Annotated in this window: 11 protein-coding genes; 6 read left to right on the top strand and 5 right to left on the bottom strand. The window is 49.7% G+C overall.

Annotated features, from left to right (window positions below; translation table 11 throughout):
- Positions 1-2: 2 nt before the first annotated feature.
- The 3 genes from L6J37_RS19650 to L6J37_RS19640 are packed head-to-tail and all read right to left on the bottom strand — an operon-like array spanning position 3 to position 3,444.
- A complete protein-coding gene (locus tag L6J37_RS19650; RefSeq protein ID WP_237796301.1) occupies positions 3-1,274 on the bottom strand; it encodes an ABC transporter substrate-binding protein in 1,272 nt (423 codons plus the stop codon).
- Positions 1,271-2,734 (bottom strand): ATP-binding protein, encoded by a 1,464-nt coding sequence (locus L6J37_RS19645; RefSeq protein ID WP_192016415.1) that lies wholly within the window; start codon positions 2,732-2,734, stop codon positions 1,271-1,273. Before L6J37_RS19645 ends, L6J37_RS19650 begins: the two co-directional genes overlap by 4 nt.
- Positions 2,731-3,444, bottom strand: a complete 714-nt coding sequence (locus L6J37_RS19640) for a response regulator transcription factor (RefSeq protein ID WP_192016416.1) — start codon at positions 3,442-3,444, stop codon at positions 2,731-2,733. Before L6J37_RS19640 ends, L6J37_RS19645 begins: the two co-directional genes overlap by 4 nt.
- A gap of 207 nt (positions 3,445-3,651) precedes the next feature.
- Here L6J37_RS19640 and ptsG point away from each other — a divergent pair, with 207 nt between their 5' ends.
- The gene (gene ptsG, locus L6J37_RS19635; protein ID WP_237796300.1) at positions 3,652-5,094 is read left to right on the top strand and encodes a glucose-specific PTS transporter subunit IIBC; all 1,443 of its coding nucleotides are present in this window, start codon (positions 3,652-3,654) and stop codon (positions 5,092-5,094) included.
- Between the two features lie 63 nt (positions 5,095-5,157).
- The gene (locus tag L6J37_RS19630) at positions 5,158-6,075 is read left to right on the top strand and encodes a PIG-L family deacetylase (RefSeq protein WP_237796298.1); all 918 of its coding nucleotides are present in this window, start codon (positions 5,158-5,160) and stop codon (positions 6,073-6,075) included.
- Positions 6,076-6,194: 119 nt separating this feature from the next.
- On the opposite strand, the gene L6J37_RS19625 is transcribed toward L6J37_RS19630, so the two are convergent.
- The gene (locus tag L6J37_RS19625; RefSeq protein ID WP_237796296.1) at positions 6,195-8,510 is read right to left on the bottom strand and encodes an FdhF/YdeP family oxidoreductase; all 2,316 of its coding nucleotides are present in this window, start codon (positions 8,508-8,510) and stop codon (positions 6,195-6,197) included.
- A gap of 369 nt (positions 8,511-8,879) precedes the next feature.
- Between L6J37_RS19625 and L6J37_RS19620 the strand changes: the two genes are divergently transcribed.
- From L6J37_RS19620 to L6J37_RS19605, 4 genes are all read left to right on the top strand, one after another.
- Positions 8,880-9,617 carry a response regulator gene (locus L6J37_RS19620; RefSeq protein ID WP_192016420.1) on the top strand — a complete coding sequence of 246 codons (738 nt, stop codon included), beginning with the start codon at positions 8,880-8,882 and terminating at the stop codon, positions 9,615-9,617.
- Positions 9,618-9,633: 16 nt separating this feature from the next.
- Positions 9,634-11,076: an ATP-binding protein gene (locus L6J37_RS19615; protein ID WP_192016421.1), complete on the top strand. Its 1,443-nt coding sequence runs from the start codon at positions 9,634-9,636 to the stop codon at positions 11,074-11,076.
- Positions 11,077-11,223: 147 nt separating this feature from the next.
- Positions 11,224-12,441 (top strand): ABC transporter substrate-binding protein, encoded by a 1,218-nt coding sequence (locus tag L6J37_RS19610; protein ID WP_237796323.1) that lies wholly within the window; start codon positions 11,224-11,226, stop codon positions 12,439-12,441.
- 94 nt (positions 12,442-12,535) lie between these two features.
- Complete coding sequence (locus L6J37_RS19605) at positions 12,536-13,030, top strand: SixA phosphatase family protein (RefSeq protein ID WP_237796294.1); 495 nt, start codon at positions 12,536-12,538, stop codon at positions 13,028-13,030.
- 141 nt (positions 13,031-13,171) lie between these two features.
- On the opposite strand, the gene L6J37_RS19600 is transcribed toward L6J37_RS19605, so the two are convergent.
- Positions 13,172-14,488 (bottom strand): methyl-accepting chemotaxis protein, encoded by a 1,317-nt coding sequence (locus tag L6J37_RS19600; RefSeq protein WP_237796292.1) that lies wholly within the window; start codon positions 14,486-14,488, stop codon positions 13,172-13,174.
- Between the last annotated feature and the right edge of the window lie 99 nt (positions 14,489-14,587).

The raw sequence follows: 14,587 nt of genomic DNA, 5'->3' as shown, positions 1-14,587 counted from the left end.
TTCTACTCACCACGTGGAATATTCTGCAGGTGAAGAATGAAATCTTCTGGTGCCATGGTCTCGTCATTAAAGAAGCGAAAAATTTCGCTGGATGTGGCACGCTGCGCTATTGGGCTGACGGCCATAGAATCTACGATGCTGGGGATTAACTGACCAGATTTTGACGCTTTCTCCATGTCGGCTTTGGCATTGACTGAGCAACTGTTGTATCCCTTCAGGCTGATATCGTTTCTGGCTGGAATGGCACCTTTCAGAGCATTAAAGGATTTCTGAAAGTCCGGTGAAGACAGGGTCTTACTGACGATTTGAGCCGTGTCAGTATTGGTGCGCGGGCTGTCGAACAGTGCGAAGCTGTCCATGTTATAAATAAAGCCTGTCTGTTTTGCAGGGGTCGGGTAGCAGCCAATGGCGGAAGGAACAGCGATGTTATTGGCCAGCAAATCACCCAGAACCCAGTCTCCTGAGATCTGGAACGCCCGCTCGCCTTCTATGAGTAATTGTGTCCCCTCATCCCATCGCATGTGAGACATGCCAGGTTTGACCAACTGGCTGATAGCGCGGAAACGCTCAAGGATGTCGTAGGTGGTTTGGCTGTTGAGTGCCTGCGGCTCCATCTTGATAAAGGCGCGTCGGTAGTAATCCGCTCCGCCATAGCCAAAGGCGAGGTTCTCAAACAGCAGTGCAACCTGCCACTGGTCTTTACCAAGTGCCAGTGGCTCTACGCCGTTTTGTTTCAAACGGCTGAATACATCAATCAATGCATCCCAGCTGGTGGGGACGGCTAAACCGTATTGGCGCAAGACTTTGCGATTAATCCACATCCAGTTCAGCCGGTGGACTGTGATGGGAATTGCCACATAGTGTCCCTGATACTGGTTAGTGTCTTGTGCAATAGGAAGCAGGTTTTTGTGCCAGTCTTGCTCAACAGCCACCTGATCCAGTTTATGGAGAAATCCCAAAGCGGCCCAGGATTTAATCGACGGACCTTCCAATTGCACGATATCGGGTGGGGTGCCTGCAATCGCACGGGCCTGAAGGATAGACATTGCCGTGTCGCCGCCCCCGCCTTGTACGGGCAGATCAAGAATAGACACGCCGGCATCTTGCAGTGCCTTTGTCGCCAGATTGAAAGCGGCAACTTCACCTTTGGCTGTCCACCAGTGCAGAAATTCCACTTCCTGATAGGTGGTACCTGGCGATGCCTGGGCTTTTGCCTGTGATTGAGCACCGGATACAGTGAGCACCAGCAGGCTAATGAAAAAGAAAAACTTCATTCATCTCTCATCAATTGAATGTGAACAATCAGTCCCTGAACAGGGTGGTTTTGCAGGGTGAGATCGCCGCCGTGGCTGCGAGCAATACTGCGGGATATGGTGAGCCCAAGACCGGAACCCAACTCATCTTGCGGATTAACACGGAAATAAGGTTCGAACACTTTTTCTGTCCATTTTTTATCCAGACCCGGGCCGTAATCTCTGAACGTGAGTAGAATACTGTCGGTCGTTGATATCAGTTCGATATCGACTTTTTCTCCGTACTTCACGCCATTGTCCACTATGTTATACAGACAACGTTTTACGGCCAGAGGTTTGCCCAGGTAATGAACCGGCTCTGCGAGACTTAATTGAACCTTGGGGGTGTTCCGGTTGTAGTAACTGGCACATTGTTCAACCATCTGGGTAACATCGATCCACTCAGGCTCTTCGTGAATGTCTGTGTCCCGAATACATTGCAAGGCACCTTTTAACATCAGATCAAACTCATCCAGTATTTTTTCGAATCTGGCTTTTGCTTGTTCATCATCGAGCATTTCGGTGCGTAACTTCAGACAAGCCAAGGGTGTTTTCAGATCGTGGGAAATGGCGCCAAACAGCATTTCTCTGTCCCGGATATAGGCGCGGACCCGCCGGTTCATTTTGTTGAATGCGCGAACAGCAGCCCGGGTTTCTTTACTGCCTTCTTCTTTGACTTCCTGTACATAGAGCTGCCCGCTCATCAGAGTCGCTGCTTTCGCCAACCGGCGAATAGGGCGAATTTCCAGGCGCAGTAACCAGACAGTGCAAAGCACCAGTAACAGAGAGGAAATACCCAGGAACATCAGCTGTTTTTGATCAATAAACTGCGGGGACAATGCAGAGAAAGGAACGGGTAAAGTGGCAGCCAGATAGAACCATTCCTGTTCCGACATCTGGATTTGCATGACGACAATAGGTAAATCCATATCGCCCAGTGCCAGACTGTACCCCGCCCATATTTCCGGCAGGGCATCGAGTTTGATGCCTGAGTTAAAAACGCGCAGATCCTGTCGGCGACTGAGGGAAATAGTGACCTGTTTAGCATGGGAGATTTTTTTGTTCAGCACGTCATGCGCAGCAGACAGCAGAATGTCAGTGCGTGCATTATTGGCGGGAGGAACAACAGATAATTGGTGCTGATTGATTGAGATGAAGAAACGGGTCCCGCCCATTTCACGGATCTGGTTCAGAATAAGGTAGCGATAATTGACCGGCAGCGCATGAAAATAGTTGTAAGTATCGGCCGCATTCGACATCAGGCTGACGATCGTTTTATGCAGGTTTTCAACTTCCTTTTTGGCGCTGGACTGGTACCAGATAAGTCCGGCAATCAACTCAGCAATCATAATGATGATGAGCAAGGTCGCTCCAATCCGAAAAGTAATGGATGAACAGAGCGATTGCAGGGTTGTCAGCTTCAGAAATGACGGCGTATTCATACAGTATGGACATCGCTTGCCAGCATATAGCCTTTGTTTCTGACCGTCAGAATCAGCGAGCGCTCTTCGTCGTGAAGGTGTTTTCTCAGGCGGCTGATTTGTACATCAATACCACGTTCAAACGGGTCAGCATCCCGGCCCCAGATACAACGAGCGATGTCGTCCCGGCTCAGCAACTGATGGGGTTTCTCCAGCATCAGGCTTATCAGGTTGAAATCTGCCCCAGAGAGAGGAACCACTTCGCCATCCGGGCTGATTAACCGCCGCTTAATCAGATCGCAAGTCCAGCCTGAAAACTGCAACTGGTGTGCCACTGTTTCGCCCTGTGCGGGTTGAGTACGTCGCAATAAGGCTTTAATACGCGCGAGTAGTTCCCTCGGGCTAAAGGTTTTGGTGATGTAATCATCAGCACCGATTTCAAGACCCGCAATACGATCAATTTCGTCGGTCACCGCTGTGAGCATAATGATAGGCACATTCGATCGCTGGCGGATTTGCCGGCATAAGGTGAGCCCATCATCGCCGGGCATCATGATATCGAGGATGATCAGGTTAGGTTCGGCACGATGGAAATGATCCCACATTTCTTCACCGTCACTGGCGGTCAATACATGGAATTCAGATCGCCCAAGATATTCTGTGAGTGCATCACGGAGTTCCTGATTATCGTCGACGACGAGTATGGTTTTCATTTCCCTGAGGTTTTTCATACCTTACCAAGTTGCCTACTTTCAATAATCTATCTGATACATCATTTCTTATGGGAAGGCTACAGGTATAGCGCAAAATTCACGCACGGTGCAATGTGCGTATGTAACAGGCTACTTACAAACTCATAGGCTTTTGTAACCTTCAGCACGCTGCTTTTCATTACCTTATATGTGTACCCCCAACTATACATCAAGAAGGATCGAGAAATGATTAGTAGCACCTTTGGGTTATTACAACGGATAGGCAGGTCGCTAATGCTGCCTGTTGCTGTCCTGCCTGTTGCCGGTTTATTGCTGGGGATAGGTTCAGCTAACTTCTCCTGGATGCCGGGCCTGGTGTCAGAGATCATGGCGATGTCGGGCGATGCAGTGTTCAGCAATCTGGCACTGATATTTGCGATTGGTGTGGCGCTGGGCCTGTCAGATAATGACGGGGCCGCCGGGCTGGCTGCGACTGTGGGCTTCGCTATCATGACAGCAACAATGGGCGTGATGGCAAAACTTCACGGCATCGAACCGGCAACCATCATAGGGATTCCAAGCCTGAATACCGGGGTTTTTGGCGGTATCATGATAGGTGCCGTTGCTGCATATCTGTTTAATCGTTTTCATAATATCAGGCTTCCTGAGTACCTTGGTTTTTTTGCCGGCAAACGTTCTGTTCCCATTATCACCGGTATCACAGCCATATTTCTGGGTATTTTCCTGAGTTATGTCTGGCCGCCAATCGGTAACGCAATTGACAGTTTTTCGCACTGGGCGGCATACCAGAGCCCGACCACGGCATTTGGTCTTTATGGTTTGGTGGAGCGTTCACTGATCCCATTCGGACTACACCATATCTGGAATGTGCCTTTCTTCTTTGAAGTGGGTGAGTATATCGATCCTGAAACCGGCAAAGTGATTAAAGGTGAGATTCAGCGCTATCTGGCTGGCGATCCTACCGCGGGCAATCTTGCAGGAGGTTACCTGTATTCCATGTGGGCACTGCCTGCTGTTGGTCTGGCGATTTACCACTCCGCAAGACCTGAAAAACGCGCGCTGGTTGGCGGTATCATGGCATCAGCAGCATTGACTTCCTGGTTAACGGGTATCACAGAGCCTATGGAATTCGCCTTCCTGTTCGCGGCGCCTGTACTGTACGTTATTCACTGTATTCTTACCGGCCTGGGTTTTGCGCTGGTGACCAGCCTGGATATTCACCACAGTGTGACTTTTGCTCATGGTGCGATTGACTTCCTTATCTACTATCCACTCTCGCAGAATGCGTGGCTGTTTATTCTCATCGGCCCTGTTTGGGCGCTGATGTACTACACCATTTTCCGTGTACTGATCGCCAAGCTCAATCTCATGACTCCTGGCCGGGAAAGTGAAGAGTCTGAAGTCAGCAACTTGTCTGAAATCGGTAATGAGCTGGCACAAACTCTGGTTCAGGCGCTCGGCGGAAAGGATAACATCAAAAATGTAGACGCATGTATTACCCGTCTGCGTGTCAGTCTTCGCGATATTAATGGCGCTGACATTCCGAAAATCAAACAGCTGGGGGCACGTGAAGTGCTGGTGGTAGGAGATAACCTGCAGGCTATCTTTGGTACCCAGTCAGACAACATCAAAACTGAGATTAATGCCGTTCTCGTTGCTTCAAACTGATACAAGTCTGGGCGGTTTACCCCGCCCTTTTTATTTTTGTTCGTTGAAGAAAAGGAATAGAAAATGCGTTTCAATACCAACTCATTAGTGGCTGGATTACTGGCGACAGCAAGCTGCATGGCCCCGGCTGTTCAGGCTGCGCCACTGGATGTCAATCAGCACAACCTGTATTTTCTCAGCCCGCATCCGGATGATATTTTGCTTACCTTTGGAGGCTTGATAAATAAATTGTCTAAAGAAGGTACGCTGGCACAAAAAACAAATGTCACCGAGGTATATTTTTCACTTTCCAACTATACGACCAACCATTTAAACGAACTGACAAACAAGCGCGTGTTCGATGTTTCTACCATGCGTTACAAAGAAGACTTTGAAGCGCACATGAAGATGTTTACTCAGTGGGATCACTTCCGCTATAAAACCGCCGGTTTTTATGATGCGCCATTGCGTAAATATGAAGGCTCTCCGACTGCAGGTGGCGGCCCAGCAGGTACTTTTACTGATTTTCGTCAGGATGAAATCGGCATTTATGAGCGCATTGCCGCAGATGTCACCCCTATTCTTAAGCAGGATAACTGCGCCGCCTTTGTGCTGCTGGCGAATGGTAGCCATATCGATCATTTCATCGTACGTGAAGCGGTAATGAAAGCGGCGCATGACCTGGGGGCAGAGGCGAAGTGTCAGATTTATTTTGGTGAAGATCAGCCATATACAGGTTCGAATCCAGATAATGCAATGGACGAAGTAAATGGCATTCAGGCACGTTTGCCGGCAAACTCAATCACGCCAATGACGTTCTGGATTGATAAGCAACATAAAATTGATGCGTTTAAGGAATTTTATCTCAGCCAGTATGATCTGGGTTATATCCCGCCACTGGAAAGCACCGATTACGAAACCATTTATAAATGGGATAAGACGACATACAGCGCCCTGCAGCCGCATGCACATTGTCAGTCGGCTTATTGTAACCTGCAATAACGAACGTGTTCAGTTCCCCCTGACACATTAAGTAAAAGACCGGGCCGTCGTTATGCGCCCGGTTCATTGAGCTCTTATCCTGTACTTTGCCTCTGTTACGTAATTGCCGGTACTGCTGATCAGTAGGGTGATAAGTCTATGCGCTCTTCACTGAGTTGGCTGGGTGCGAGAACAATGGGGATAGCCTTGGATATCGGGGTATCACTCAGGTCACCGACGCTGTCTAATGCCACCAAGGGATTCGTTTCCGGGAAATAGGCGGCAATATTGCCAGCGGGAATGTCATAACTTACCAGCTTAAAACCATAAACAGTGCGTTTTACGCCATCGGCTGACAGTGATGTCACATCGACCCGGTCACCCGGCGCCATGCCGAGAGCGTCGATATCAGCCGGGTTGATCATCAAGACTTTGCGCTCGCCAGAGATCCCGCGGTATCTGTCTTCAAAACCGTAAATTGTGGTGTTGTACTGATCGTGTGAACGGACAGTCTGCAGCACAAAAACAGGATCGTCGCTGAGTGCACGCAGATTGGCTGGCAGCAGGTGAGTTGGCAGCGGATGCGCGATGAAGGTGGCTTGTTGAGAATCGGTATGCCAGATACGCTCTGCCGCGCTGTTGCCCAGATAAAACCCGCCCGGCTGTTTCAGTTTCTGGTTCATGTCGGTAAAGCCAGGGATAGTTTTGGCGATAAGTTCGCGAATTCTGTCATAGTTATCAATTAACGAATCCCAGTCGACCGGATGATTGCCCAATGTCGCTTTGGCGATACCGGCAATTATGGCAGGTTCTGAGCGCATTTCGCCTGTGTCACTTTCAACCACACCGCCTGAGGCATGCACCATACTGAACGAGTCTTCGACTGTCACTGACTGCGGGCCGGATTGTTGCAGATCAACATCGGTGCGGCCAAAGCACGGCAGGATCAAACTGTCTTTACCTGTGATCAAATGGCTGCGGTTCAGCTTGGTGGCGATGTTGACCGTGAGATCGCAATTCGCTAATGCCTGCTGAGTCAGCCGGGTATCCGGTGTTGCCGAAGCAAAGTTTCCACCCAGTCCGATAAAGATTTTGCTCTCGCCGGTCAGCATGGCTTTGATGGCCTGCACCGTGTTGTGACCGTGCGCCGCCGGTGGGGTGAATCCAAAGGTTGTTTCTATCCTCTGATTAAAATCCGGGGTGGGCTTCTCATTGATCCCCATGGTACGGTCACCCTGCACATTACTGTGGCCGCGCACCGGGCAAAGACCGGCTCCGGGCTTACCTAATTGCCCGAAAAGAAGTTGTAAATTGGCAATTTCCTGTATCGTATTCACTGAGTGTTTGTGCTGAGTGATCCCCATCGCCCAGGTGATGATCACGCGTTCAGAATGCCGGTACAGGTTTGCTGCGTATTCCAAATCTTGTTGCGACAGGCCAGATTGCTCTGTGATAAGAGACCAGTCAGTGGCTGCCACTTCCGCCAGATACGCTTCAAGGCCCTGAGTGTGGGCCTGAATGAAACTGTGGTCAAAAATAGAGCCCTTGCCCTGTTCAATTGAACTGTGATCCATAGCGATCAGTGCTTTAACCATGCCGCGTATCACCGCCATATCACCACCCAGTTTTGGCGTGAAGTAATGACTGCTGATCGTTGTTGCTCCGCCGGTCAGCATTTCTGCCGGCGACTGCGGGTTGGTAAAGCGCTCTAAACCGCGTTCTTTCAGTGTATTGAAAGTGACTATAGCGGCTCCGCGTCTGGAGGCTTTACGTAAGGTATCTAACATGCGGGGGTGATTGGTGCCCGGATTTTGTCCGAACACAAAAATGGCATCGGCTTTTTCGAAATCATCAATACGCACTGTGCCTTTGCCAATCCCTATTGACTGCTTGAGCGCGACACCGCTTGCCTCGTGGCACATGTTGGAGCAATCCGGGAAGTTGTTGGTGCCAAACGCCCGGACAAAAAGCTGATACAAAAAAGCCGCTTCGTTGCTGGCACGGCCAGAGGTGTAGAACTCGGCCTGATTCGGGCTGTCCAGACCTTGCAGGTGCTCAGCAATCAGTGAAAAAGCCTCGTCCCAACTGATGGACTCATAATGATCCGTTTGTGAGTTATAACGAACCGGATGGCTGAGGCGGCCTTGATATTCAAGAAAATAATCACTTTGCTGTTGTAACCAGCCGACAGGGTACTGGGCAAAGAAATCCGGCGTTACCCGACGGCGGGTTGCCTCCCAGTTCACGGCTTTGGCGCCGTTCTCGCAGAAGCGGAAATGTCCCGGTTCATCGGTTTCGCCCCAGGCACAGCCCGGACAGTCGAACCCCTGATCCTGATTGGTTTTCAGCAGATTCCGTATGTTTCGGGTGATATTTTCACTTTTCACCAGGTGACGGGTGGTGCTTGCTAGCGCTCCCCAGCCACCGGCTGAGCCTTTATATTTTTTCACTGTCATGGCGACTGTCTTCCTGCATGGCCTGGGCGACGGATTAAAACAGAACATATCCATAAAGATACCGGTTTCTATAGTATGACGGCAGGCCAGACAAAAATGTAACCTTATCCACAAAATGTGTATGGGTAGCCTGTTAGTTTATGAATTTTCAACCATTTCGGGTAAAGGGATATACTCAACGGGTGCAACATACTGTGATGAGCCGGTAATCATGGTGCCTGTTACTTTAGCGTTACATTGAACCCCAAGCGTTTTGGGCCGGAGTCTGGTATCTTACATTTTTGAGTCGTATATGTGCAAAGATGCTGCTTTTATCTGTCATGAGTACCTGTTTACCATGCCGGAAATGGCCGCAATGAGGAAATCAGAATGGTTGCGGACAAGTCAGTACTGGTCGTGGATGATGATCAGGAGATTCGTGAACTGTTGGGCGAATATTTGGGCAAGCAGGGCTTCCGTGTTGTAACAGCAGAAGACGGTGTGGCAATGAAACGGGAACTGACCATCAGTGAGCCGGATTTGATATTGCTGGATATTATGCTGCCCGGTGAAGATGGTTTCACTTTGTGTCAGCATGTCCGGAAAACGTCTGCCGTCCCGATTATCATGCTCACAGCCGTATCAGACGAGATGGATCAGATTGTCGGGCTGGAGCTCGGCGCGGATGACTATATTGCCAAGCCATTCAGCCCCCGTCAGTTAATGGCGCGAATTAAAGCGCTGCTGCGAAGAGTGCAGCCAACAGAATCGAACCAGCCGGTGAACCCGTCGTTGCCAAAAGCCTTTTTATTCGATCACTGGCGTTTGGATACGGCTGCTCAGTCTCTGCAGGATACGCAGACTCAGCGCACCTATGAAATGACCAACAGTGACTACGCGCTGCTTTTACTGTTTCTCAGTCGTCCCAATGAAGTGCTCGACCGGGATACGATTTTCTTTGCGACACGCGGGCGTGATGCGCAACCGTCTGAGCGCGCAGTAGATGTCCAGCTGAGCCGGTTACGCCAGCGTCTGGGTGACAAAGGGCGTCAGCAGCGGTTAATCAAAACAGTGCGGGGAAACGGCTATCTGTTTAATGCAGATGTCACTTACGAAACGGATAACTGACCGGAAAGCTCAGCAGATGATCAACTGGAAAAAATGGTGGCCTCAATCCCTGATGGCCCGCACTTTGTGGTTTACCTTGCTGGCTGTGTTTCTGGCACAAATGATTGCGACGCTGATATGGTACGGGCAGTCTAAGCGTCGGGATCTGGCCGGACTGGAATCGGCGGCCACCAGTATGGCCACCATGTTTGCTTCCACTGTCACTTTTTTTGAATCCCTGCCTTTACAGTACCGGCATATCGTTCTGGATCAGATTCGGAACATGGGCGGCACCCGTTTTTTTGTTTCATTCAACGAAGAAGAAATACGGATCGATCCTATCCCCGGTTCCAGTATGAAAAACACCGCAGTTAAAGCAATACAGGAAGTGCTGCATGACAAACTGCCGCGCCTGGACGTTATCCGGGTGGAGTTTTCACGTCCCGAAACCCTGCATGTACTGAAAAATGACATTCTGCTGAGTGACTTACCCCGTTCCTGGGCGCATTACACGCTGAGTCTGGAGCCGCTGAATCCGCCGATTCTGGTGGTGCAGCTGGAATTGGCGGACAACGAGTGGCTGTATATCGCCGCTTTGTTACCAGCGCCGTACTCCACGCTGGAGGATGAGATCATTACTAAGCAACAAGTGCTGTTTCTGCTGTTCATCACCGCCTTGCTGCTTTTCTTCACCTATACAATGATCCGGCGCCAAACGAAACCGCTCAAGCAGTTAGCGGATGCCGCTAATGCCTTGAGCATGGATATTTATCAGCCGCAGCTCAAGGAAGAAGGTGCCAGTGAGCTGGTCACCGCGACCCGGGCCTTTAACCGGATGCAGCAGCGCCTGCGTCGTTATATTGATGACAGGGAACATTTGTTTTCCGCCATTTCCCATGATTTAAAAACCCCGATCACCCGTCTTCGGTTGCGTGCGGAACTACTGGAAGATGACACCAAAATCGACAAGTTCAATAAAGATCTTGATGAGCTGGAAATGATGGTCAAAGGGGCGCTGCAGACAGTACGGGATACCGATCTGCATGAAAATCTGGCCCAGGTGGATGTGGCAGAAGTGATGCGCAGTATTGCCGAAGGGCATAACAGAAACAGTATTACAGTGCATTTGCCTGTTGCAGACATTGCGCCTCTTACGGGTAAGCCGCTGGCCCTTAAACGTTGTTTAAGCAACATCATTGATAACGGGGTGAAATACGGTCAGGAAGTCTGGGTACTGACCGAAGACACAGCAGAGAGTCTGGTTATTCGGGTGCAGGACAGGGGGCCGGGGATTCCAGAGGATAAAATGGACAGTGTGTATGAACCTTATGTCAGATTAGCGAAGGATGATGAAGGCCATGGCCTCGGCATGGGAATAACGCGCAATATTTTACATGCCCATGGCGGTGAAATGTCTATCCGCAACATGGAGCAAGGGGGGCTGGAAGTGACGATGATCCTGCCTCGCCTGATGGACTGATGATAGCCGCATCTACTCACAGCAGATACGGCGTAAAGTAAGAGAACCTAAATGAACATGAGTGTTTCAGCGGGGCGCTATCGCACACTGTCGCTGGCAGCGGTGTTAATCACGGCTTCGGTATCGGCATTCTTGTCTGCGCCGGTCATGAGTGCATCTGATGCTGGTCAGCAGCCTGAGCAAGAGGTTGAAGTACTCCACTGGTGGACAGCGAAAGGTGAAATGAAAGCCGCGGAAGTGTTGCAGGATAGCCTTGAACAGCAGAGTATCGGCTGGAAGAATTTTGCTATTGCGGGTGGTGGCGGTGAAAGTGCCATGACAGTGCTGAAAAGCCGTGCTGTGTCGGGGAATCCCCCTTCGGCGGCACAGCTCAAAGGTTACGACTTGCAAGAGTGGGGCATGCTGGGTTTTCTGACCAGTCTTGATGAGGTGGCAAATGTTCAGCGCTGGGATCAGCTATTGCCACCGGTTATCAGCCAGATCATGAAATATCAGGGTCATTATGTGGCCGTTCCTGTGAATATTCACCGTGTTAACTGGTTATGGATTAACCCGGACTTGCTGGAGAAAGCCGGTGCGACTGTGCCGGATTCGCTTGAGTCGTTTTTTGTTGCGGCAGACAAACTGAAGCAGGCCAATATTGTACCCATAGCCTTGGGCAGCGATCCCTGGCAAGAGGTGACCTTGTTCGAATCTGTGGCGCTGGCGGTACTGGGTCCTCAGGGTTATCGCCGTGCTTTTGTTGACTTAGATTCAGACCTGCTGGCCGGTGAGCAGATGGTGGATGTTTTCCGCCAGTTCGAGCGAATGCGGCAATACATTGATGTGAAAACCAAGGCCATGGAATGGAGCGACGCCAGTACCATGCTGATGGAAGGGAAAGCCGCGATGCAGTTCATGGGGGACTGGGCGAAGGGGGAATTTTCTGCGTTGGGGAAAACTCTGGGTAAGGAGATTCTGTGTGTGCCAGCTCCGGGCACCCAAGGCTTCTTTACATACAACATCGACAGTTTTGCTTTTTTTAAGCATAGCGATGACCTGAGTATTCAGGCGCAGGAAACGATGGCACATACCATTCTGACACCTGATTTTCAGCGAAAATTTAATTTAGCGAAAGGCTCCATCCCCGTGCGTACCGATGTGGACATGACAGGTTTCGACAGTTGTTCACTGGCCTCTGCAGCTGCTTTTCAATTAAATCAGCAAAATAATACTCTGGTACCCAGTATTTCTCAGGGGCTTGCCAGTACCAGCTATGTGCAGGCAGCAATTTTTGACGTAGTGACCGATTTTTTCCACAGTAAGCAGGCTGATCCGGAAAAAGCCGCGAATCAGCTGGCCAGGGCCGTTAAATCAGCACAGTAAAGCGCTTTCGCCTAGCCGGTGTTAAGCCGTTTTGTTTGCGCTAGGATTAGTACAAACAGCACTGGAGCAAAAGACTAACGGGGAGTTTGCGGCTATGAAACTGCTTTATATTGTTCGTCACGCCAAGTCATCCTGGGATGACCCGGAATTGGATGATCATGATCGCCCGCTGAATGAGCGCGGCCTGAAAAACGCGGCTGAGATGGCAACCCGGTTCGCCGCCTGGCAGGCGCTGCCCCAGCGAATTCTATCCAGTACCGCTGAGCGGGCATTCCAGACCGCGCAATTTTTTGAACAGGCGTTGCATCCGCATCCTACTGAGCTGGCAACCACAGTGGGCTTGTATACCGATTCTGCCCATGAGGTGGTCAGCATTATTCAGTCGGTGCCTGATGAGGTTGAACGGCTTATGGTGGTCTGCCACAATCCCGCCATCAATGAACTGGTGGGCCGTCTTGGATTAAAAACCGACAATGTTCCGACCTGTGGCCTGGCGGTTTTTGCAATTGAGGCAGAAACATGGCAGGCGTTCGGGCCGGAATATTGTCAGTTGCTGTATTTTGATTTTCCGAAACGCCTGGCTCACTGATATGTTGCGCTGTCAGGGGCAGGCTTTTTCTTTCTGAGAGAATGTCTCTTGAACACTTGTCGCTTATGAATTTGCCTCTTGAACATCTGCCTCTTGAGCATGGAAAGATGCTCAAGAGACAGATTGTCGGCAGGGCAGAAGTTAACTGGCTGCTGACATTTTTTGCACGGCCATAACAACATCGTTAATACTGTCTTCAATGTCTTGAATGGATGTGCTGGCTTCTTTGACTTTTTCCATACTGCTTTCAGCGCGGGCAATAATTTCAGACATTGAGGATACGGCTTGGGTCGTGAATTGACTGTTTTGCTTAACCACATTATCAATTTTTACGGTCGACTCATTGGTGCGCGAAGCTAGCTGGCGAACTTCGTCGGCAACAACGGCAAAGCCTCGTCCCTGATCGCCCGCTCTGGCTGCTTCAATGGCCGCATTGAGCGCCAGCAGATTGGTTTGATCGGCAATGGCGGAAATGGTGTCCACCATGTTAGTGATGGTTTTTGACTGTTCCTCAAGCTGGGATATCACATCTGAGGTTGAATTTAACGCCTCAACCATTTGTACCATCTGTTCGATAGCCTGATTACCCGAATGACTACCCTCGGCGGATAACTGACGGGTCTTAACTGACAAGTCATAAGCCAACTGACTGTTTTCCTGGCCGAGAATGACTGTCTGTGTAATATCTGTGGCAAATTTTATGACTTTATACAGTTTGCCATTGGTATCAAAAATAGGGTTGTAGGTGGCTTCCAGCCACAGAGTCTGGCCCGCTTTGTTTACCCGTTCAAACTTACCGCCCATGAATTGCCCTTGATTGAGCTGGTACCAGAAGTTTTGATATTCACTGGTTTGAGCATAGCTTGGGGTGACGAACAGGCGATGATGTTTTTCTTTGATTTCATCAAATGTGTAGCCGACCGTTGCTAAAAAGTTTTCATTGGCGTGCAATATATTACCATTGAGATCAAATTCGATAACCGCCATGGAGCGGGAAACCGCCTGTGTCTGACTGGCAAGTTCATGGTGCTCTGCGACTCTTGTTGAGGTGTCAGAAGCAATTTTAATGACTTTATAAACACTCCCTTGATCGTCGAAAACCGGACAATAACTGGCTTCCAGCCAAATGTCTTTCCCGTTTTTAGTCATACGCTGGAACAGTCCCTTAATTTGCTTGCCCTGACTTAGCTGATACCAGAATTGTTGGTACTCCTGACTTTGTTTGGTTTCATCGGTACAAAAAATCCTGTGATGTTTGCCCTGAATGTCATTTAGGCTGTATCCCATGGTATTAAGGAAATGTTGGTTGGCGCTGATGATTTCTCCTGATGGTGTAAATTCAATAGATGCAAAGGAATCACTGATTGCAGCTAAGGTATTGGTGGTTTCCTGAAGTTGCTGTTGAAGTGAGTTGTACGCGTCTTGAGTTACGTTATTCTTGTTAGATAACCCGAACATGTCACAGTCCTTGTCGATATATGCCCTCTAGCTGAATATAGAACAGAGAAATATGTTTAAAAGAGATATTTTCAGAATGACTGAAAAATTAGTAAAAGC

Source organism: Photobacterium sp. WH77 (assembly GCF_022014395.1).
GTDB lineage: Bacteria > Pseudomonadota > Gammaproteobacteria > Enterobacterales > Vibrionaceae > Photobacterium > Photobacterium arenosum.
The sequence above is the reverse complement of the archived record's forward strand: the minus strand, read 5'-3'. Positions and strand labels throughout refer to the sequence as shown.

Coding starts and splice junctions, on each gene's coding strand:
- L6J37_RS19650 (WP_237796301.1), bottom strand. CDS start 1,274: ATGAAGTTTTTCTTTTTCATTAGCCTGCTGGTGCTCACTGTATCCGGT.
- L6J37_RS19645 (WP_192016415.1), bottom strand. CDS start 2,734: ATGAATACGCCGTCATTTCTGAAGCTGACAACCCTGCAATCGCTCTGT.
- L6J37_RS19640 (WP_192016416.1), bottom strand. CDS start 3,444: ATGAAAAACCTCAGGGAAATGAAAACCATACTCGTCGTCGACGATAAT.
- ptsG (WP_237796300.1), top strand. CDS start 3,652: ATGATTAGTAGCACCTTTGGGTTATTACAACGGATAGGCAGGTCGCTA.
- L6J37_RS19630 (WP_237796298.1), top strand. CDS start 5,158: ATGCGTTTCAATACCAACTCATTAGTGGCTGGATTACTGGCGACAGCA.
- L6J37_RS19625 (WP_237796296.1), bottom strand. CDS start 8,510: ATGACAGTGAAAAAATATAAAGGCTCAGCCGGTGGCTGGGGAGCGCTA.
- L6J37_RS19620 (WP_192016420.1), top strand. CDS start 8,880: ATGGTTGCGGACAAGTCAGTACTGGTCGTGGATGATGATCAGGAGATT.
- L6J37_RS19615 (WP_192016421.1), top strand. CDS start 9,634: ATGATCAACTGGAAAAAATGGTGGCCTCAATCCCTGATGGCCCGCACT.
- L6J37_RS19610 (WP_237796323.1), top strand. CDS start 11,224: ATGAGTGCATCTGATGCTGGTCAGCAGCCTGAGCAAGAGGTTGAAGTA.
- L6J37_RS19605 (WP_237796294.1), top strand. CDS start 12,536: ATGAAACTGCTTTATATTGTTCGTCACGCCAAGTCATCCTGGGATGAC.
- L6J37_RS19600 (WP_237796292.1), bottom strand. CDS start 14,488: ATGTTCGGGTTATCTAACAAGAATAACGTAACTCAAGACGCGTACAAC.